Annotated in this window: 15 protein-coding genes and 1 pseudogene; 15 read left to right on the plus strand and 1 reads right to left on the minus strand. The window is 34.2% G+C overall.

Translation table 11 applies throughout. The features are described 5' to 3' along the window. The 6 genes from F823_RS0108500 to F823_RS0108525 form a co-directional block, all read left to right on the plus strand. A partial coding sequence (locus F823_RS0108500) for an IS200/IS605 family transposase (protein ID WP_019595598.1) occupies positions 1-190 on the plus strand: 190 nt, incomplete at its 5' end. 398 nt (positions 191-588) lie between these two features. Then, the gene (locus F823_RS0108505; RefSeq protein WP_002843480.1) at positions 589-1026 is read left to right on the plus strand and encodes a hypothetical protein; all 438 of its coding nucleotides are present in this window, start codon (positions 589-591) and stop codon (positions 1024-1026) included. A gap of 99 nt (positions 1027-1125) precedes the next feature. Continuing rightward, entirely contained in the window at positions 1126-4629 is a 3504-nt protein-coding gene (locus tag F823_RS0108510; protein WP_019595599.1) for a cell wall-binding repeat-containing protein, read from the plus strand. Positions 4630-4759: 130 nt separating this feature from the next. Further along, positions 4760-6949: a cell wall-binding repeat-containing protein gene (locus tag F823_RS0108515; RefSeq protein ID WP_019595600.1), complete on the plus strand. Its 2190-nt coding sequence runs from the start codon at positions 4760-4762 to the stop codon at positions 6947-6949. 152 nt (positions 6950-7101) lie between these two features. Next, positions 7102-8079: a peptidylprolyl isomerase gene (locus F823_RS0108520; protein ID WP_002846326.1), complete on the plus strand. Its 978-nt coding sequence runs from the start codon at positions 7102-7104 to the stop codon at positions 8077-8079. Positions 8080-8297: 218 nt separating this feature from the next. Beyond that, positions 8298-9386 carry a cell wall-binding repeat-containing protein gene (locus F823_RS0108525; RefSeq protein ID WP_019595601.1) on the plus strand — a complete coding sequence of 363 codons (1089 nt, stop codon included), beginning with the start codon at positions 8298-8300 and terminating at the stop codon, positions 9384-9386. 97 nt (positions 9387-9483) lie between these two features. Here F823_RS0108525 and prdC read toward each other — a convergent pair whose 3' ends face one another. Continuing rightward, positions 9484-10797 carry a proline reductase-associated electron transfer protein PrdC gene (gene prdC / locus F823_RS0108530; RefSeq protein WP_002843473.1) on the minus strand — a complete coding sequence of 438 codons (1314 nt, stop codon included), beginning with the start codon at positions 10795-10797 and terminating at the stop codon, positions 9484-9486. Positions 10798-11181: 384 nt separating this feature from the next. On the opposite strand from prdC, the gene prdR reads away from it, so the two are divergent. The 9 genes and pseudogenes from prdR (at position 11182) to F823_RS0108580 (ending at position 20852) form a co-directional block, all read left to right on the plus strand. Next, entirely contained in the window at positions 11182-12948 is a 1767-nt protein-coding gene (gene prdR, locus F823_RS0108535; RefSeq protein WP_019595602.1) for a sigma-54 dependent transcriptional regulator PrdR, read from the plus strand. Positions 12949-13782: 834 nt separating this feature from the next. Next, positions 13783-14074: pseudogene (locus F823_RS0108540) on the plus strand (sugar transporter); the annotation flags it as partial. Positions 14075-14317: 243 nt separating this feature from the next. Next, positions 14318-16243 (plus strand): D-proline reductase (dithiol) proprotein PrdA, encoded by a 1926-nt coding sequence (gene prdA, locus F823_RS0108545; RefSeq protein ID WP_002846321.1) that lies wholly within the window; start codon positions 14318-14320, stop codon positions 16241-16243. A gap of 49 nt (positions 16244-16292) precedes the next feature. Continuing rightward, positions 16293-16658: a CBO2463/CBO2479 domain-containing protein gene (locus F823_RS0108550; protein WP_002846319.1), complete on the plus strand. Its 366-nt coding sequence runs from the start codon at positions 16293-16295 to the stop codon at positions 16656-16658. Between the two features lie 25 nt (positions 16659-16683). Then, positions 16684-17415 carry a D-proline reductase (dithiol) protein PrdB gene (prdB, locus tag F823_RS10950; RefSeq protein WP_080547788.1) on the plus strand — a complete coding sequence of 244 codons (732 nt, stop codon included), beginning with the start codon at positions 16684-16686 and terminating at the stop codon, positions 17413-17415. Between the two features lie 130 nt (positions 17416-17545). Continuing rightward, on the plus strand, positions 17546-18304 hold the full coding sequence (gene prdD / locus F823_RS0108565; RefSeq protein ID WP_002843462.1) for a proline reductase cluster protein PrdD: 759 nt from the start codon (positions 17546-17548) through the stop codon (positions 18302-18304). 11 nt (positions 18305-18315) lie between these two features. Continuing rightward, complete coding sequence (locus F823_RS0108570; protein WP_002843471.1) at positions 18316-18783, plus strand: glycine/sarcosine/betaine reductase component B subunit; 468 nt, start codon at positions 18316-18318, stop codon at positions 18781-18783. A gap of 26 nt (positions 18784-18809) precedes the next feature. After that, the gene (locus F823_RS0108575; protein ID WP_002843475.1) at positions 18810-19817 is read left to right on the plus strand and encodes a proline racemase; all 1008 of its coding nucleotides are present in this window, start codon (positions 18810-18812) and stop codon (positions 19815-19817) included. Positions 19818-19955: 138 nt separating this feature from the next. Then, positions 19956-20852 (plus strand): sulfite exporter TauE/SafE family protein, encoded by an 897-nt coding sequence (locus F823_RS0108580; protein WP_002843465.1) that lies wholly within the window; start codon positions 19956-19958, stop codon positions 20850-20852. The last annotated feature ends 323 nt before the right edge of the window (positions 20853-21175 follow it).

Below are 21175 nucleotides of genomic sequence, written 5' to 3' on the forward strand. Positions count from 1 at the left end.
CGATAAGCACGCAAATTTAAAGTACAAATTTGGAAATAGACACTTTTGGTCTGAAGGATATTATGTAAGTACTGTGGGATTAAATGAGGCAACAATAAGGAAATATATTCAGGAACAGGAAAGACACGATATAGCTTTGGACAAATTAAGTGTCAAGGAGTATGAAGATCCCTTTAGGGATGGCAAGTAATACAAATACACTTTAAAGGGTAGCGACGAGTCAAAGGCCGAGCTTGAACAGAGTGAAAGCCAGCGCCTTTAGACGCTGGCCGGTAACCCTTGGGCTTATAGCCCGTGTGCAAACCACCCGTTGGACGGGTGGTCATGATTTAAAAGTATATATTAAAAAATAGGAGGTTAATTATACAATCAACCAAGAAAAAATTATACCAATAAAATAGGATATCTTTTTTAAAATATAAAGATATTAAATATGAGAATTTATATTGATTGACAATGAATATCGTATATGTTATTATATGTATAGCTTATATAATCACTTATAAGCAAGATGAAGGTAAGCTTTATAGACATATATAGGTCGAATATATGTAAGTTGAAAAGTTATATTACAAAGGAGGATATATTATGAAGTTTAAAAAGTTATTATCAACAGTAATGGCAATGGCTATAGTTTCTGCGATAGGTGTAAATGCATTCGCCCTAGACAAGAGTGTGACTGTGTATAAGAATATAGCTAATAATGAGTTTTATACAGGAATGGGCGCACATGCAACCGAGGCATTTTCTAACGGGATAGTAGTGAATAATAATACAGACCTAAAGTTGGAAAGGGTGAAAACTAAGAAAATATATGTAGGTATATTTAGTGGATATATTTCTGAACTTACTTTGCAAGAACAGCCAGGCACAATTGATGGATATGAGTTTGATTTCACAGGAACAAATGTCACACCAACAACTCTTGCAAATACTTCAAGAAAGTATTACAGTGGTCAGGCTAAAATAAAAGTAGCTGGAATAACACATGGAGAAAAACACGTAGACTTGGAAATAAACAACTAATATAGAAAACCTAGATGAAAATATATATCTATTAAAGCTTGCTGTTCTTATATAAACATAACAATAAACAATAGAGTATCTTATAGGAAGGAGAATAAAATGCTTAAAAAAATATCAAGTATCTTGCTAGCGACAACAATGTTATTTACTGCGATCGGCAATATCAACATAAGGGCAGAAGCAAATGACGATGTCATTGATTATATCTCCCCAAATGAAGCCTACAGCAATTTTAAAGACAAGAGCTTCTTTTATAAAGTTAGGTATAATTCTGTTTTTGCTGGTTATGACTTGGGAACCTATATAGCCTGGTATGCTAATTTAGAAGACTATGGATTTAAGGGTGTAAAAAAGGGGTTTTTTGATGAAGAAAATCCGGACAGGATCGTGCATGAAGTAAAAGATGAAGACACCAGTGCGGTTGTACAGACTTATAAATCTATGATAAATGCAGATGCTCGAGATGGACAACATCGTGACTTTATGAATATGTCTATGTATAACCTTAGTAGTCTTGATTATGGACTTTATAATAAGATTACCAAAAAATTCGTTTCTAAGAAAAACACACCCATAAAATTTATGCCAGAGAGAGACTTAAGCGATGTAGCATATCCGGAAATTGCTGATGGACAAAGTAAAACTGTAAGGCTTGTATGCAAGGACAAGTACTGGATGGCTAACCTAAGCAGGGTGGGAGATAAATATAAGATAAAGGTGTATTTAACTACATATGAAAAAAGCAAAATAGAAGAAATTAAGTATAGTTATAAAATAGCTGGTAAAGAAATTATCAAAGAAGATGCCCAAGAAAAGACGGTTGAACACTATGACTATGATGGTGAAAAAATTACATATAAGTTAAAAGAGGCAGAAATTCAGCTAGATAAACTTACTCAATATATTAACATTGATTTGAAAAAGGAAAATTACCCTAATACAAATCGTAACGGGACATTTAAGTTGGAAATCATGATAGACCCTAGCTTTGACTCTGATTTCTCTAGTGACACCATAGGTTTAAAGAAACTGAACATCAGAGGATACCCTTTGTTCCTTTCTAAAAAACCATACACAAAGAAAATAGAAGACCTCTTTACAAAGCAAATATTTGCTAATTCTGATAGTTCAGATAATATTTTTTCATTTAGAAAAAATGGTGGTTATAATGTAGAAGATCAGTATAGGTATACTATTGATGGGAGCGACCCTACGATAGACTCGAAAGAACTATACTATTTTGGAGATGCCTATGATAAGGATGGCCAGGGTCTGCCTACATATAACCTTTCTATCAACGAGTCAAAAAATGGGGTAGGAAGAGAGGGCATATCTAACCAGTATCTCGAAGGGGGCAAGTTAACTATTAAGGTAAGGTCTTTTAGGGATGGACAACCTAGCTCCGGGATCTTTTCTTATGAATTAAAGGTTAATAAAAGAAGTATTGACGTGGCTACAAATTTAAAAGTAGTAAAAATAAAATTTAATGGACAGTCAAAAAGCTTTGACCAGGCAAATATTGGAATAAATCGTTATGTTTTTGATGAAAATATGGGAATAGCCCCACTATATTATGATACAAGGGCAGAAATAAAAAAAATAAATATTACTGATACGATCAAAGAAAAGTTAAAAAATAAAAAAATAGGTAGATACTACCCACTATCAATCAGCCTACTTGATAAAGATGGAAAGCCTGCTGATATACCAAATGGATGGGAAAATGAACAATTAAAGGATTATACTAAAGGTAAACCCCTTTTGACATTGTCATTATTAAATTTGGACGAAAATGAAGTTGAACCATTGAAGCTGAATAATAGCTTGAAACTCTATGAAATAAAGGATGATGGAAACATTCAAGAGGTAGTAGATGACTATAATATTGAATTAGCGAAATATGGACTAAAGGTAGTAAGTGGAAAATTGAATGCTAAAATACCTATTGATAAGCCGGTTTCTAAATATATAATGGCAGAAGAAAATTCATATACTGAACCTGTTGTAGAAGATTTAAACAAGCTAAAAACAAATACCAATAAGGAAATAGACAAATTACCTAATCTAAGTACCGAAGAAAAAACAAAGTATAAAAGCAGGGTAAATAGTGCGACAACAAAGGCTGAAGTAGAAAAAATACTAAAAGAAGCCAAGGATGCCGATGATAAAGAAGCCAAGGAGGCAAATGATAAAGAAGCTAATAAAGCTGAAGTTTATTCTGTTCCCGTTAGAATGTTACAAGCACATTCTGATACTGCTTCAATGGGTGAGAAAGCCCTTGATGGAAACGCAATAGTAAGAAAGAAGGACAATAAGTATTCATATGAAGTAGCCTTTAAAGGATTAGAGTTTATGAATATGTATGGACATCTATGGGGATTAAATATTTATGATAGCTCCTTTACTTCATCAAAATCAGAGGCAAGGGTATTAAAGAAATTTATGGATAAAAACTTGAAGGGAAAACAAATGGAATTCCCTAAGGTTTATGAATTTGATAAAAATTCTAAGGAAAATACTATCAATATTGAAGTATATGTAGATGCCATGGATGCAATAAAAAATAATGCCCAATCATATGATGATATAGTAAAAGGTGCAGGAAGGCAAAATGCCAGACTGTTCTTAGATTGGAGTAAGGCTAAAAAAGTAGAAGATAATCAAGGAAATGATAGCGATAATCAAGGAAACGATAGCAATGAAGTAGCAAAAAGATTGGCAGGAGATGACAGGTACGAAACTGCTATAAAGATAAGTAAGGATAATTTTAAGTCAGCAGATACAGTTGTTCTTGCAAGTGGTACTAATTCGGCAGATGCCTTGGCAGCTTCATCATTAGCAACATCAAAATCAGCACCAATACTTTTAACTAAGAGAAAGAAAATAGGAAAAAATGTTTTTGATGAAATAAAGAGATTGAATGCGAATAATGTAATAGTAGTAGGTGGAAAAGTTTCCATATCTGAAAAGGTGGTTTCTGACTTGAAAAATAAAAATATTACTGTAAAAAGACTAGCGGGTGATAATAGATATGAAACTTCCTATGAAATTGCAAAAGAATTGCTAAAGTCAAATAAGGCTAAAGAAGCCATCATAGTAAATGGCTTCAAGAATGCTGATGCACTATCAGTATCTTCATTGGCTACAAAGGAGAATTTACCAATATTATTAAATGATGGAAATCGTTTAAGTAAAGATATAAAAAATATTGTTGGAGATTCAAATATTAAGAAGATGTATATAATTGGAGGTAGAGCTTCTTTACCAAGGAGAATAGAAGACAATATAAAGGCTCTTGATGTAGAATACGAAAGGTTGGCAGGAGAAGATAGGTATGAGACATCTTCAAAAATAGCAAAATATGCTTACGAAAACAGTGATAAGGTTATTCTTGCAAGTGGTGAGAATTCTATAGATGCCCTGGCAGCAGGTGTTTTAACAAAAATGGAAAAGGCTCCTATGCTATTGGTACAAAAGAGAAGAATACCAAAGAGTATTTCAAATAGGATAGAAGAATCCAAAGCAAAAAAATTCTTATTGATAGGTGGAGAAAAGACTATTTCTGATAGAGTAAAAGACAAGGTAGAAGGACTTCTTAAATAACATTTCTCTCAAGATATTTAATTAAGGGAGGGCTTATCCTCCTTTAATTAAATTTATCTAAACAGTCGTTTAAAAGAGAACTGTTGAAGAAGTATAAAATATTGAAAATATTGATGGGAGGAAAATATTAATGTTTAAGAAAACATCATCTGTGGCCTTATCTTTGGCAATTTTATTGTCAACAGGTTCAGTAGCCCTTGCCAATCAAAATCTTCAAGGATTAGATTTAAATGTGGTCGAAAAAATTAACACGAAAAATATTAAGGGAGCTTCTAATCAAGAGGTAACGGATTTACAAAATGAATTAAAAAAATTAATTGACCAGGCAGAAGACACAGATACATTGGTATTAAAAACAGATGAAAGTATCAACAAGCTAAAAATTTTTGTAAAAACTGCAAAGACATATTTAAATAGTGAAGATACTAATAAACTTAAGTCTACTATTGAGGAATTAGATCAAAATTTAATTCAAATTGGGGGTGATGAAAACAATATCAAGGATATTTATTCATTGAAAACAAAGCCTCAATTGGAAAAGGGAGTCTATAATGTTCCCATAGTTTTGAGGAATTTTGAGTTAACAGAACAAAATTCAATGGGAAATAATGCTATCATGAGTAAGGCCAAACTAATTGTAGATGAAAGTGGAAAAATAAGACTAAGGTTTAACCTAAGAGGTCTGTACTTTATGGGAGCATATGGTCATTTGACGAATTTGTGGTATTATAATAATACTAAGGAAGAAAATGTTGATAAAAGTCACTTGGAGTACCTGGGGGAATTGACCAGAGTAAAGGTATTAAAAACTAAGAATGAACTAGATGCAGAGGGTAATTTAAGAGATTTTCTAAAAAGTGTTGAAATAAATATAGACAAGCATGTAGATAATCCCAAAAGATATCTTAAAGTAAAGGTTGATGCGATGGATATGCTTAATGGTATAAATCCATATGAAAATTTGGATGAAAATTCTACGTCACCTAATGCCATTCTTACCCTTGACTATAGGTTTATTGAAAAAGATCCTACAAACAATGAAAATCCGTATAGCCAAGGTGACGAGTTAGAACAAGCTAAAAAAGAAGCCAAAATAAGTATTGATAATTTGTCAAAATTAGACTCAAATAGTAAGGCTAAATACAAGGCAGATATAGACAATGCCGAGTCAAAAGAAAAAATCAACGAGGTACTAAAAGAAGCAAAGTATGCCAATGATAAAATTGAAAAGGATATTGATAAATCGAAAAAAGATGCAAAATCTGAAATAGACAGATTAACAGACTTATCAAGTGATGAAAAAACTAATTTTAAAAATAAGATTGATTCATCTACTTCAAAAGAGTCTATAGAAGCTATTGTCAAGGAGGCAAAAGACCTAAACAAGAAGAAAAAGGATAAAAATAAGAAAAAATCAGAAAAAATACAGAGGTTGTCAGGTGATAATAGATATGAGACTTCTGTTGAGGTAAGCGAAAAAAACTTTAAATCTGTAGATACAGTTGTTCTTGCAAGTGGTCAAAATATTGCTGATGCCCTAGTTGCATCATCATATGCCGATATTGAAGAGGCCCCAATACTATTGACAAATAAAAATTCTATTTCAGATGAAGTTCTTGATGAGATTGAGAGGTTAAAGGCGGATAAGGTAGTTATTGTAGGCGGTCAATCCTCTATCTCCAGTAGTGTTGAGTCTAGATTAAAAAAAGAAGATATAAAAGTAACACGTATATCAGGAAGGGATAGGTTTGACACTTCTGATAAACTATCCCAGGAAGTTAGTAGACTATCTAAAAAATCCAGCCAGGCTATCCTGGTAAATGGATATAAGAATATAGATGCTCTTTCAGTTTCATCTCTAGCAACAAAAGAAGACCTACCTATATTATTGAATGGTAGAAATACTTTAAATATGTCTGTAAAAAATAGGTTAAAACAGATGAATGTGAAGAAGGTATATATAATTGGTGGCAACAATTCCATATCAAGTGACGTGGAAAAAGAGTTGAATAGAATGCAAATATCAGTTGTAAGATTATCTGGAACGGATAGGTATGAAACATCTGCCAATATTGCCAAGTATGCCTATAAGGACTTTGATGAGGCTATAGTAGCCAGTGGTGAAAATCCTGTTGATGCATTAGCAGCTAGTACACTTACAGGGAAAAAGGAAGCCCCAATACTATTGACAAATAAAAATAAGATTCCAAAATCAATTAAAAAAATTATTGAAGATATGGATATAGGAAAGATTACAATAGTTGGCGGTGAAAACAGTATTACTGATAATGTGATGGATGATATGGAGGACATGTTATAAGTTTTTAAAACTTTGATACTTCCATATGCCATTTTAAAAAGCAAAATAGGAAAAAAGATTTATTTCAATAAGGGCTTAAGACCCATATTGATTTAAATCTTTTTTGTTATATATCAAATTATAGGATTTATAAAATTGGAGGTTGATAGTTCATGAGTATTAAGAAAAATAAATTTACCTTTATTTGTGCTCTTATTTTAATCTTGATGCCTATTACATTTTTGGCTTGTAAGCAGGATGAAATAGTTGCAAGTACTGATAAATTTGATGTTAGGCTAAGTGAAGTTAATGATAATATAAAGTTGGCAAAATTTGAATATAATTCTATTTTTGGTGATGATAGCTGGAAGAGTGTTGTAGTTTCATCTGACGGAAGTACGGAACAATTTAAGAAAAGCGTTATAGATTATTTAATAATGAGTCATTATAAGGATGAAGAAAATAAAAAGAATGGGTATTCATATTCAGAAGAGGAATTAAATGATATGCTTGACAGTGCTAAGCAAAATATTGAGGAGGATAAAATAAAAAGCAATGAGTATAAGAGTCTGAATATAGATGATCACGTACTAAAAAAATATATCAAAGACAAGATGATTGAGAACGAGAATCAAAAAGAATTTAATAAAAGGGTCAAAATCAAAGAGGAAGATATAAAAAAATATTATAAAGACAAGATAAATGAATTTAAAGAAAAGGAATTTGATTGTTATCAAATTTGGATAAAGAATCCTAATGATAAAATTAAGGCAGAAAATGCTTATAAAGACTTAAAAAAGGGCATGGATTTTTCTACTGTAGTCAAAAAGTATTCAGAAGATGAAAACAGTAAGAATAAGGGGGGCTACATTGGAAAAATCAAAAAAGAAAATTTGATTCCGGAATTACGTGAAAAGGCTTTGATAATGAGGGATAAAGAGTATACTGGAGTAGTAAAAAGCAAGGATGGATATTTTATAATAAAAATTGATAACCAAAGAAATTTAACAAAAACATTGGATTCTTGTAGAACAAAAATAAAAGATGATTTGTTAGAAAAATTATATCAGGAAAATAATAAAAAGATAATTAATAGAATTGGTGTGAAATACTATAAGGACAATATAAAGAAAATAAAGATACAATTGTAGGGATTTCTATCATAGCAAGTATTTTGAATAACTTTCTCGTAAGTGTAACATATGTATTGACAACTAAGATATTGACAACTAAGATTTTCAATAAGATATTTACAATTTATAATTGAGGTGCTAAAATTAAGTTGTATTTATGTAGGTAAAATAATAAAACAAATGGATTTATTATAGCCTAAATAATAGAGATTATACTTAGTAGGAGCGTGAATAGTATGAATAGAAAAGTACAAAAATTTATTGTAGCACTTGGATTAGTGGGAACTCTTGGATCATGTTCATTTGCAGATGTGGTTGTAGATGTGTCTGATGCGAGTTCAAAAGGTAAAGTTGCAATTGATAACAACCCAGTTATCAATGAACAGGCGAGTGACGGAAGTATTAAAGTTGTTGATACTAAAAAGTTGTCCGTAGAGAGGATAGCAGGAAAGAATAGGTATGAGACATCTTACAAAATAAGTGAGGCACTAGGTGAATATAAAAACATTGTAATAGCAAGTGGAGAAGATTTTCCAGATGCCCTATCATCAGGAATATTAGCTAGTTATCTAAAATCACCAGTTATATTGACTGAAAAGAACTCAGTAAATCCATATTTGTATTCTGCTTTAAATACACACAAGAATCAAAAATATTATGTTATCGGTGGTAAAAGTAGTATATCTGAAAAAGTCATGGAAGATATTAAACACTTTTCTCCAGACCTGACTAGCAGGATTTCTGGTAAAGATAGATATGAGACAGCCGGACTAGTTACTTCTAAGATAATTAGAGAGATATATAATAGCTATGGTTATCCAGATAATTTAGCGGTTTATGATGGCAGTGATTTTGCAGATGCGATGTCTGCAACTCCTTTTATGTATCAGTATGAAAGAAATAAAGAAAAAGAAAAACCAGTTACCGTTCCGTTGCCAAAGGGTTATAAGATTGATCATGATAAGTTAGAAGTTGTATTCGGTGGAGAGTCATTCCTTCCAAAGGGTAATGAAAAACTTAGATTAGCTGGTTCAAACAGATACAAGACATCTGTAGAAGTTGCCAAGGCATTTAAAACTGTCTTAAATAAAGATATAGATACAGTGATAATTGCATCAGGTGAAGACTATCCAGATGCCCTGTCAGCAGGTCCGCTTGCATCTAGCAAGAATGCAGCAATTCTCTTAACAGAAGCTAAGGGATTAAATCCAGATGTAAAGAAATACATAGAAGAAACAAAGTCAATAAAGAACGTAATAATAGTAGGTGGAGAATCAACAGTATCAGCCCAGGTGGAAAAGGACTTAGCTACAATAGCTAGATAATAAAGACTGAGATACAAGTCAAAAGACATTAAAAATACCGAAGATGGGGAAAAATCATCTTCGGTATTTATTTTATAAAAATTTTAGTTGTATAAGACTATCTCTTCTGTCCATCCTTCAAGAATCTTATCTTTTCAATTCCCATAGTTTCTAGGATTGTGTCAGTCTGGTGATGAACTGGTATACCCATCTTAGGAGCAACACCCATAACTGTGTTTGTACAGTCAGTACAGTTAGAGATTAGAACTTCCTGAGCTCCAGCCTTCTTAAGGTTAAGCATCTTAGCAGCCTGTCCAGGACAGTGTCCAGGTCTTTCACACTTAAGTGCGCCACCCTTACCTTCGATTGCCTGCTTACACTTTTCAACGCCTACTACTTGAGAACCCATGTAGCCGGCTATTTCTCTAAGTCTAGCTTCGTTACCACCACAAGCACATACTAGAAGACCCATCTTTGGAGCTCCCTTTGGATATGGCTTAGTAACTAATATACCACCTGTAGCCTTCTTAGTGTAGTCATCTACAGTAGTGCTAGTACCAGTGAATGGTCCACCCATTATGATTTCGCCGTATTCACCATACTTGAATATTCCACCAGCTCTATCTATAAGGTCTCCAACTCTAGTACCGATTGGAACGTTCATAAATATTTCTAGTGAGTTAGCAGTATTTAAGTAACCAGCAACTGTTATATTTTTTTCTATTAATGGCTTTAGGTCATCAACAGCATCTGCTATAGCGCACATAGTTTCAGAGTTTATTACAACAGCGTTTGCAGCTGATGGTAACTGGTCAGTATCAAGTTCGATACCTAGACATTCTCTAACTACAGCTCTTTCTTCACCCATTGGGTACATATTTGGCATAGCTTCGATTCTGATTCTCTCATCATCTATAATTGCTTCAAGAGCCTTTATTTCCTTTGGATGTATTTCCTTTAGAGCGAATACACCATGAGCAGCATTAGTAGCTTCCATACATAGTTTCATACCTCTAAGTAGTTTTTCAGGTTCTAATAGTAACTGGTTCATATTGTGAGAAAGTATTGGTTCACATTCTGCAGCGTTACATAGTACATACCCTGTACCACCAAGATCAGTACCAAGCTTAACGTGAGCTGGGAAACCTGCACCACCAAGACCTACAATACCTGCATTCTTTACAGTTTCAGCTATTGTAGCACCTTTTTCGATCTTTACATAGTCTTCTCCTTGAACATCGTTTGCTTCAATTATGATTTCATCTTCAGTAATATCAACAACCTTACCATCAACGCTGGCATGTAAATAAGCACCTAGTCCTTCAAATGTACCAACTAGTTGTCCTCTTTTAACTTCATCTCCAACCTTAACAACTGGAGTGTTCTTAGCGCCAATATTCTGCTTTAATAATAAATGAATCATCTTAGACATAATTTGCCCCCTTAAAAAATAATAGTAGTGTTATTAGCTAGTAATTTAGTAATGTTTTTGTTTTGCTAGTAAACAGATTGAATCTATCATTTTAAAAGTATGCTTAGCGGAAAAATCCACTCTTATAAGTGTATTATACCATACAGGTACAAAATAACAAGTACTTGTATAAAAAGATAGGTATAATAAATATTTATTTACTATATAAAAAATAAGTATAGCGGAGATACTGTTTGAAAAAAGGTGTAAATATTAGGTATAGAGTAAAAAAATAATTTACTTGGATGATATATATTGATTTCACAAAAAGTCTACCAATATGTGATATAATCTAATCTATAGATAAAAGTTGTGCTAATCAATGAGAAAGAGAGGTGGTTGTAATTGTTCAAAGTTCCTTCAAAAGAAAATTTAGAAGATGTTATGCAAAAAGACTTTGTCACAGCTGATGAAAACCTCAAAGTTGAGGATGTATTTGAAGACTTAATTACAAATAAAAAGACGGTTATAACGGTTGATAGGAATAAAAATATGATTACAGGCTATATAGGTATACTGGATATAGCCAATCTTGTTCAAAAAAAGGGAACATCATACAGGCAAGCCGTATTAAAAGATATAGTAAAAAAAGAATTTATAATGATAGACAGGAGCTATAATTTTAGGACCTATACTAAGTTTTTGGAAGATGAAAACTATATGTACATAGTAGTTGAGGATGACAGTGTCGTAGGATATTTAAATGCCTACTATGTAAAACAAAATAACTATCCTTTCCTAAATGAAGAATTTACTACCTTAAAGCATATAATAAACCAGGTGAATGAGGGCATAAGTGCCATAGACCGTGATGGGGTTGTGATATTATGGAATAAGTTTATGCAAAAAAGGTACAACATTACATCTGATGAGATAGTTGGTAGGAAAATGAGTGACTATCTAGTCGACACAATATCGGAGAGAGTACTTACAACTAGACAGGCCATGAGCGATGTATACTATACAAAAAAGAATATGGCAGGCACTGATTTATATGGAGTTGTTCATGCCTTCCCAGTATTTCATAAAGAAGAATTTGTAGGTGTAGTTTGTACAGAGGTAGATGTAACCGATGCCAGCAAGCTTTCTAAGGAGCTTGAACTTACACAAGAAAAAATAAAGTACCTTGAAGAAGAAGTAAAATCTCTTTCAATAGGTGAGTTTGACAAGATTTTAGGCAAGAGTTACCCCTTAGAAAAGGCTAAAAACATGGCAAAGCAGGTAGCTAAAACCAATTCATCAATTATGATAAATGGAGAAAGTGGTACTGGTAAGGAAGTTTTTGCAAGGGCCATACATAAGTATAGTGAGAGAGAGGGGACATTTATACCTGTCAACTGTAGTGCTATACCACAGGAATTATTTGAAAGTGAGTTTTTTGGATATGAACCTGGAGCCTTCACTGGAGCTACAAAAAATGGTAAGCCGGGTATATTTGAACTGGCAAATAAAGGAACCTTATTTTTGGACGAAATAGGGGATATGCCTTATAATATGCAGGCTAAGCTTCTTAGAGTTCTTCAAGAGAGGGAGATAATGAGGGTTGGCGGAAATGAGATTATAAAAATTGATGTAAGGGTTATTTCAGCTTCAAACAAAGACCTAGCTGCTATGGTCAAGGAAGAGACATTTAGGGAGGATCTCTACTATAGATTGAATGTCGTAGAGATAAACCTACCATCACTTAGGGAGAGGGGTGGAGATGTTGCAATACTAATATATGAATTTTTGGAAGAGCAGTGCAAGATAAATAATAAACCTTTTTTGAAAATTTCAAAAGAAGCCTTGGATATGCTTCAGAGATATGAGTGGAAGGGAAACATAAGAGAACTAAAAAATACTATGGAAAATATGGTCGTTTTATCTAACAGGGACACTTTGGAAGTTGAAGATATACCTGTATACATAAGAAATAAAGTTGAAAGCAAAGAAGATAAGGAGACTATGTACCCGATGGATCTTAATATGGCTGTCCAAATACTAGAAAAAAACAAGATACAGGAAGCTTTGGAAAAAACCTCTGGTAATAGGTCTAAGGCGGCAAAAATTTTGAATATACCTAGGACAACTTTGTATTATAAAATGGATCAATATGGAATTAGGGATAAATAGATATAAAAAATACAAGTAAAAAACTTTTGAAGTTACAGAAAAGATCTTGTAAGTGCATATATATATTAAAATGGAAAAAAGTGTATAAAAACTAGACATATGTTCAAAAAATAGACAAATAGTTATGTAGTTGTAAAATAAGCCTATAAGCAAGCCTATAAGCGGTGTTGGAGGGCTTATTTTTTTGTTTTAGTGCATTTTACTAATTAAAAAATGAAAAAGTTGTCGGTTATTAGACATATAGCTTTATGGTATTGTTTATATAGAAAAACTCTATTAATATAATTTTACATATAGCTAAATATACTTAAATAAACAAAGCAGATTATTAGAGTAAGTGAAATATGCGCTGTTTTGTAAAAGTTGGCATGTTAATTGCTATACTAATGTTAGTAATGTTTTTGTGTGTGGTTAATTTGTCTAGATGTAATTTGTGAAACGATTAGACAAATTATGGTATTATGGTAAAAAAGATCAATATATAAGACAAAATGTGTAAAAATAATCAAAAATAAACCTGGCGATTATTTTTTAATATTGATGATAGAAAAAAACTATTGGATTATATATTGAAAATTTTACGAATCTATTATATATTATGAAATATAAGATACTTGATATTATAACAAATTAAGTTGTATTAATCAAAAATAAGCATATCAAATTTGTTTTTAATATTATTGTATGAAAAGCCGATATGGCGGTTTATAACAGAAAATGTGTGTAAAAATAAACTAAATAATAAGCAAAAGATGATAGCTTACGTTTATGTAGTTGGTCTTCGCACTACTTTGTTATAAATTTATTTTTAACTATGTTAAGGAGGATTTTACTATGTCAATAACTAACGAAACAGCAAAAGCCCATGCTAATGATCCTGCAGTTTGCTGCTGTAGATTTGAAGCTGGTACAGTAGTTGAAGCTGCTAATCTTGAAGATCCAGCAATATTCCCAGACCTAATCGATTCTGGATTATTGGAAATTCCTGAAAATACTTTAACTATAGGTCAGGTATTAGGAGCTAAGTTAACTCAGACTCTAGATGCTCTTACACCTATGACAAGTGACAATACAGAAGGTTATAGCACTGAAACAGAAGAAGCTACTGAAGAAACTACTGAAGAAGAATCAGAAGTTCAGCCTGTTATAACAGGACAGTCAGTTGATATGACAACAAGTATAGTTGCAGGTGTACTGAAGATACAGATAGCTGAAGGTAAAGGTATAGACATAGAAATACCTATGATGTAGTTTACAAAAATAAGCACATTTCTAAAAACAATATATATTTTACATATATGTAAAATATATATGTATAGAAATTTGTTATAAATTTATTTTTAACTTTAATTAAGGAGGATTTTTTGCTATGTCAATAACTAACGAAACAGCAAAAGCCCATGCTAATGATCCTGCAGTTTGTTGCTGTAGATTTGAAGCTGGTACAGTAGTTGAAGCTGCTAATCTTGAAGATCCAGCAATATTCCCAGACCTAATCGATTCTGGATTATTGGAAATTCCTGAGAATGCTTTAACTATAGGTCAGGTATTAGGAGCTAAGTTAACTCAGACTCTAGACGCTCTTACACCAATGACTACTGAAAACACAGAAGGATATGCTCTTGAAAGTGAAGAAGAGGAAGAAGTAGTTGAAGAGGCTGCTGAAGTTGCTCCAGTTGATGCAGCTCCTGTTCAGTCAGTAAGCCTACCAGGTGGAGTATTAAAGATTCAGATAGCTGAAGGTAAGGGAATCAACCTTGAAATACCAATGGGTGCTGTTGGTGGATCTGCTACAGCAGGTGTTGCTAGCCCAGAAGGTCTTGTTGTTCCAGTTGCAGAAGCTGCTGGTGACGCAATAGTTGAAGAAACTAAGGTTCTTAGAAGTCTTACAAAGAAGCACTACAAGATAGAAAAGGTAGTATTCGGCGAAAAAACTGAAATCAACGGAACTACACTTACTATAAGACATCCAGAAGATATATGTGCAGAAGCAGCTGCTACTGAAGAGCTTGTATTAGATCTTAAGTTAGATATAATAACTCCAGATAGATACAATGAATACTCAGAAGCTATACTTGACCTACAGCCAATAGCTACTAAGGAAGAAGGCGAACTTGGTGAAGGTATAACAAGAGTAATAGATGGAGCTATAATGGTTCTTACTGGTACTGACGCTAATGGTGTTCAGATAGGTGAGTTCGGTTCTTCAGAAGGTGCTATGGATACAACAATGATGTGGGGTAGACCAGGTGCTGCTGAATTCGGTGAAATATTCATCAAGGGTGAAGTTACAATCAAGGCTGGTACTAACATGGAAAGACCAGGACCTCTTGCAGCTCATAAGGCATTTGACTACATCACTCAGGAAATAAGAGAAGCTCTAAAGGCTGTTGAAGATGACTCTCTAGTAGTTGATACAGAAGTTATAGAACAGTTAAGAAGAACAGGAAAGAGAAAAGTTGTTATAGTTAAGGAGATAATGGGACAGGGTGCAATGCACGACAACCTAATATTACCAGTTGAACCAGTTGGTACATTAGGTGCTAGACCAAACGTTGACTTAGGTAACGTTCCAGTTGTTCTTTCTCCATTAGAAGTATTAGATGGTGGTATCCACGCTCTTACTTGTATAGGACCTGCTTCAAAGGAAATGTCAAGACATTATTGGAGAGAGCCATTAGTTAAGAGAGTAATGGCAGATGAAGAACTAGACCTAGTAGGTGTAGTATTCGTAGGTTCTCCACAGGCCAACTCTGAAAAGTTCTACGTATCAAGAAGACTAGGTATGCTAGTTGAATCTATGGAAGTAGATGGTGCTGTAGTTACAACTGAAGGATTTGGTAACAACCATATAGATTTCGCATCACATATCGAACAGATCGGTATGAGAGGTATTCCAGTAGTTGGTGTATCTTACTGTGCAGTACAGGGTGCTCTAGTTGTTGGTAACAAGTACATGACTCACATGGTAGACAACAATAAGTCTAGACAGGGTATAGAAAACGAAATACTTGAAAACAATACACTAGCTCCAGAAGAAGCACACAGAATAGTAGCTATGTTAAAGAACGCTATAGAAGGCGAAGAAGTTAAGCCAGCTGAAAGAAAGTGGAATAACAACGTTAAGTTAAACAACATAGACGCAATTGAAAAGGCTCTAGGTATAGAAATTCCTCTAGAAAAGAACGAAACTTCACTTAACATGACTAGAAAGAGAAGTCAGTTATACGAAAGAGCAGACATAGAAGCTGGTATAGTAGAAGATACTTACACTCCAGTTGAAGGAGAAAGGTAGAAAAGTATAATAATAGTCACAACCTATTGCAAGAAAGGAAAATTACATAATGCAAGAAGATTTAAGATATATGTCATCTGAAAAATACTACGAAGGCGTAATAGTCAACGTAGAAGGTGGCGCAGTTACAATTGACCTTAAGGGTAGGTTAGGACAATTTAAAATACCAAATAGAATGCTTATTACTGACTATAATCCTCAGGTGGGTCAAGAAGTCGGGTTTATGTTAAGCAACCCAGAGGTATTACGTCCTGAACCCAACGAGGAATACATTAGAAAAATGGATGGTCAGCGTAAAATTGAAGAAAAGAAAAAATTTGAAAATCTGACTAGACTTGAAAAATCAATCTTGGAAAAAACGAAAGAATTAGAAGAGCTTGAGAAAAAGATAAAAGAACTAGGATTAGATATTTAAATTAATTTGAAGGGAGAAATTACAAATGAGTCGTAAACTTACAACAGTTCCAGGACTTCAATCTGAGATATATGTTCCAATAACACCTCCTCCAGTTTGGACTCCTGTTACAAAACCATTAAACGAAATGGTAATAGCACTTGCTACTGCAGCTGGTGTACATTTAAAGACAGATGAAAGATTTAACCTAGCTGGTGATACTGGATTCAGAATGGTTCCAGACACAGCTACTCCAGATGACCTTATGGTATCTCATGGTGGATATGACAACTCTGACGTTAATAGAGACGTTAACTGCATGTTCCCAATAGAGAGACTTCATGAATTAAAGGCTGAAGGATTTATAAAGGACGTTGCTCCAATGCACTACACATTCATGGGTGGTGGTGGTAACCAGCATGTCTTCACAGAAGAAACTGGTCCAGCAATCGCTGCTAAGTTAAAAGAAGAGGGTGTAGATGGCGTTGTCATGACAGCTGGCTGAGGTACTTGCCATAGAACTGCCGTGATCGTGCAGAGAGCAATAGAAGAAGCTGGTATACCAACTATAATAATAGCAGCTCTTCCTCCAGTAGTTAGACAGAATGGTACTCCAAGAGCGGTTGCTCCATTAGTACCAATGGGTGCTAACGCTGGTGAACCACACAATGTGGAAATGCAGACAGGTATCCTAAAGGCTACACTTGAACAGTTAGTATCTATACCATCTGCTGGTAAGATAGTTCCATTACCATTTGAATACCACGCAGCAATATAGTTGAATATTTAACATTATAGGTCTTGAACTTATTTAGTGTTTAGCTTATAATGACAGTAAGCCCATCCTCTATAATCTAATGATATAGGGGATGTCGGTTTACTTAGTTTAATTAAAGGTGGTAATGTATATGGAAGAAAAGATTTTAAGAAGACTTGTAATAAAACCGTTTTCCATAAACGAGGTGAAGTTTGGGAAAAGATTTGGAATCAAGGGTGATGTACTTGAAATCGTCGAGGAAAAGATCGAAGAGCTAAAGGCATCAAATGACTTGATTACAAATATTAGACTAGAAATCATCAAACCTGGAGACTATGATAGAGAAATCAACACTATTATGGATATAATTCCCATATCTACCAAAGTTCTTGGAGGATTGGGTGAAGGTATAACTCACACACTTTCTGGTGTGTATGTAATGCTTACAGGAGTTGACGAAGATGGAAGACAGATGCACGAATTTGGTTCATCTGAAGGAAATCTTAGTGAACAGATGATATTTGGAAGATGTGGTACTCCTGACGTGACTGATTATATTATACATATGGACGTTACGATTAAAGGTGGGCTTCCATTTGACAGAAATTTACCAAACGCATGTTTTAAAGCTTGTGACGATTTTATACAGGAGATTAGAGCTGTCCTTAAGAGCATCGATGGAAGACTTGCCGATGGTTCTCATGAGTTCCTAGATAAGATAAGTCCTGGTAAGAAGAAGGTTGTTTTGGTTAAGCAGGTTGCTGGTCAGGGTGCAATGTATGACAACTTGTTATTTGCACAGGAGCCAAGTGGCTTTGAAGCTGGAACATCAGTAATAGATATGTGTAATATGCCTATGATCCTATCTCCTAACGAATACAGAGATGGTATCTTAAGAGCACTAGTTTAGGGGGTGAGACTATGGGTATAGGTCCTTCAACAAAGGAAACATCATTACATATGTTTAGAGATCCACTAGTAAAAGTATTAGGTGAAGATACAGATATAGATTTTGCAGGTATAGTTGTAGTCGGAACACCTGATGACAACAAATATAAGAACTTAGTTGGGCAGAGAGCTGCTGCATGGTGTGAAGCTATGAGAGCAGATGGTGTAATCCTTAGCGCTGATGGCTGGGGTAACTCACACGTTGACTATGCAAATACATTTGAAGAAATCGGTAAAAGAGGAATACCAACAGTAGGTGTTACTTTTAACGGAGTTCAGGCAAAATTTGTTGTAACTAATAAGTATATGGATACAATTGTTGACATCAACAAGAGCGAGTCTGGTACAGAGACTGAGGTTGTCGGTGAAAACAATGTTGACATAATAGACGCAAGAAAGGCTTTAGTCTTCCTAAAGCTTAAAATGCGTAAAGCAAAATAATTAATAATACACTGGAGGTACTAATTATGAAATTTAGTAGAAGTATTCATGCAATCGATTCTCACACTGCTGGTGAAGCAACAAGAATTATAGTTGGTGGAATCCCAAATATAAAGGGAAAAAATATGCCAGAAAAGAAGCAGTGGCTAGAAGACAATCTTGATTATTTAAGAACTGCTGTTATGCTTGAGCCAAGAGGACATAATGATATGTTCGGTTCAATACTAACTCAGCCTACAGTTGAAGAAGCTGACTACGGTATCATATTCATGGACGGTGGCGGATACCTTAACATGTGTGGACATGGTACAATAGGTGCTATGACTGCAGCTGTTGAAACAGGTATTGTAAAAGTTACTGAACCTATAACTAAGGTTGTTCAGGAAGCTCCAGCTGGTATAATCAGAGGTGAAGTACTAGTTGAAAATGGTAAGGCTAAGAAGGTATCTTTCCAGAACGTACCTGCATTCTTATACAAGAGAGATCAGGAAGTTGAACTACCAGGATTTGGTAAGATCAAATTTGATATATCTTTCGGTGGAAGTTTCTTCGCTATAGTTAAGGCTGACCAGATTGGTCTTGATATAGTTCCAGAAAATGCAGGAAAGTTAAATTCTTTAGGTATGCAGTTAAGAGACATCATAAATGCAGAAATACCAGTACAGCATCCAGAATTACCACACATTAAGACAGTAGACCTAGTTGAATGGTGGTCAGAAACTGATACTCCAGGTGCAACTTACAAGAACTGTGTTGTATTTGGACAGGGACAGGTTGACAGATCTCCATGCGGAACAGGAACAAGTGCTAAACTTGCTACTCTACATGCTAAGGGTGAATTCAAGATGGGAGACAAGTTCTTCTATGAATCAATCCTTGGTACAATATTTGAAGGTGAAATCGTAGGTACAGCTAAGGTTGGAGAATACGATGCAGTTATACCTCAGATTTCAGGTTCTGCATATATCACAGGATTCAACCACTTTGTAATCGACGATGAAGATCCACTTAAGCATGGATTTATCTTAAAATAATAGTATTAAAATAAGCATACATCTCCTTTTAGGAGGTGTATGCAGTAATAACATAATTAAATATGACGTTGATAAATCGCGTTTGCCTGCGATAAATAAATTGAGCTATTTTACAATTAATTTTGGGGGTAATAAAGTATGATAGTTACTATATTATTATGGATATTCAGAATATGTATAGCAGGTACTGGTATACTAATGGTAGCAGACATTGCTAAGCATAAAGAAAATTTAGGTAACACATCAGGAGCTCAGGTTGGAAAATCTATTTTCATAGGTTTTATCACTAACTTTGGTGACACTCTTGGTATAGGTTCATTCGGTCCTATAGTTGCTCTATTCAAGTTATTAAAGGTTGACATCAGCGATAAGGAAATACCAGGTACTCTAAATGTATCATGTGCTATTCCAGTATTAGTTGAAGCACTTATATTTACATCAGCTGTTGAAGTTGAGCCTATCACACTAGTAGCATTATTATTTGCAGCAGCGCTTGGTTCATACATTGGTGCTGGTATAATATCTAAGATGGACGAAATGAAGATTCAGATAGTAATGGGAGTTTGTCTATTTGTAGCAGCTATTATAATGCTTGTAACTCACCCAGCTCTTGGATTATTTGAAGCAGGTGGTACAGCTAAGGGGCTTACAGGAATCAAGTTAATAATTGGTATAGTTGTTAACTTTATACTTGGAGCTCTTATGACAGCAGGTGTTGGTCTTTACGCACCTTGTATGGCCCTTATATTCTTACTAGGAATGGACGTAAAGGCTGCCTTCCCTATAATGATGGGTTCTTGTGCAGTACTTATGCCAACTTGTTCAGTTAAGTTTATCAAGGAACAGACTTACAACAAGCTAGTTTCTATACTTATAGCTATAGGTGGTGTTGTCGGTGTATTCATTGCCTATAAGTTCTTCTCAAGTGTAGATGTAAATAAGTTGAAATTCGTTATTATAGCTGTTATACTTTACACTGCTTACACAATGTTTAGTAAGGGTATGAAGACTAAAAAAGCAAGAGCTATGCAGTAAGCTTAGGCATTTTTAAGCGAATTGGTTTTAATTTAATAGTAAAAATATCCCTCTAGGATTTTCTAGAGGGATTTTTGAGTATGACGGGCATGCCGTCAGTCTGTGGTGAAAGTCCACGTAGGGCGTAGTTGCCGACGAACCTCATAGCAACTTGCAAGGTTATCACCGTGAGGTGATGGCGAGAAGAAGCAATAGCAAAATCGTAGCCTGACGTACAGAAACCTAATATAAAGGCTTACATAAAGGATGAGTGGGCTCAAAGTCACGAAGTCCAAAAGGCAAACGTAACTTATGTAAGTAAATTAGGCAGGTAGACGAGGAAA

Source organism: Peptostreptococcus anaerobius VPI 4330 = DSM 2949 (assembly GCF_000381525.1).
GTDB lineage: Bacteria > Bacillota > Clostridia > Peptostreptococcales > Peptostreptococcaceae > Peptostreptococcus > Peptostreptococcus anaerobius.

Excerpts from the sequence above, each read along its gene's own strand:
- F823_RS0108505 (WP_002843480.1), top strand. The coding sequence starts at position 589 with ATGAAGTTTAAAAAGTTATTATCAACAGTAATGGCAATGGCTATAGTT.
- F823_RS0108510 (WP_019595599.1), top strand. The coding sequence starts at position 1,126 with ATGCTTAAAAAAATATCAAGTATCTTGCTAGCGACAACAATGTTATTT.
- F823_RS0108515 (WP_019595600.1), top strand. The coding sequence starts at position 4,760 with ATGTTTAAGAAAACATCATCTGTGGCCTTATCTTTGGCAATTTTATTG.
- F823_RS0108520 (WP_002846326.1), top strand. The coding sequence starts at position 7,102 with ATGAGTATTAAGAAAAATAAATTTACCTTTATTTGTGCTCTTATTTTA.
- F823_RS0108525 (WP_019595601.1), top strand. The coding sequence starts at position 8,298 with ATGAATAGAAAAGTACAAAAATTTATTGTAGCACTTGGATTAGTGGGA.
- prdC (WP_002843473.1), bottom strand. The coding sequence starts at position 10,797 with ATGTCTAAGATGATTCATTTATTATTAAAGCAGAATATTGGCGCTAAG.
- prdA (WP_002846321.1), top strand. The coding sequence starts at position 14,318 with ATGTCAATAACTAACGAAACAGCAAAAGCCCATGCTAATGATCCTGCA.
- F823_RS0108550 (WP_002846319.1), top strand. The coding sequence starts at position 16,293 with ATGCAAGAAGATTTAAGATATATGTCATCTGAAAAATACTACGAAGGC.
- prdD (WP_002843462.1), top strand. The coding sequence starts at position 17,546 with ATGGAAGAAAAGATTTTAAGAAGACTTGTAATAAAACCGTTTTCCATA.
- F823_RS0108570 (WP_002843471.1), top strand. The coding sequence starts at position 18,316 with ATGGGTATAGGTCCTTCAACAAAGGAAACATCATTACATATGTTTAGA.
- F823_RS0108575 (WP_002843475.1), top strand. The coding sequence starts at position 18,810 with ATGAAATTTAGTAGAAGTATTCATGCAATCGATTCTCACACTGCTGGT.
- F823_RS0108580 (WP_002843465.1), top strand. The coding sequence starts at position 19,956 with ATGATAGTTACTATATTATTATGGATATTCAGAATATGTATAGCAGGT.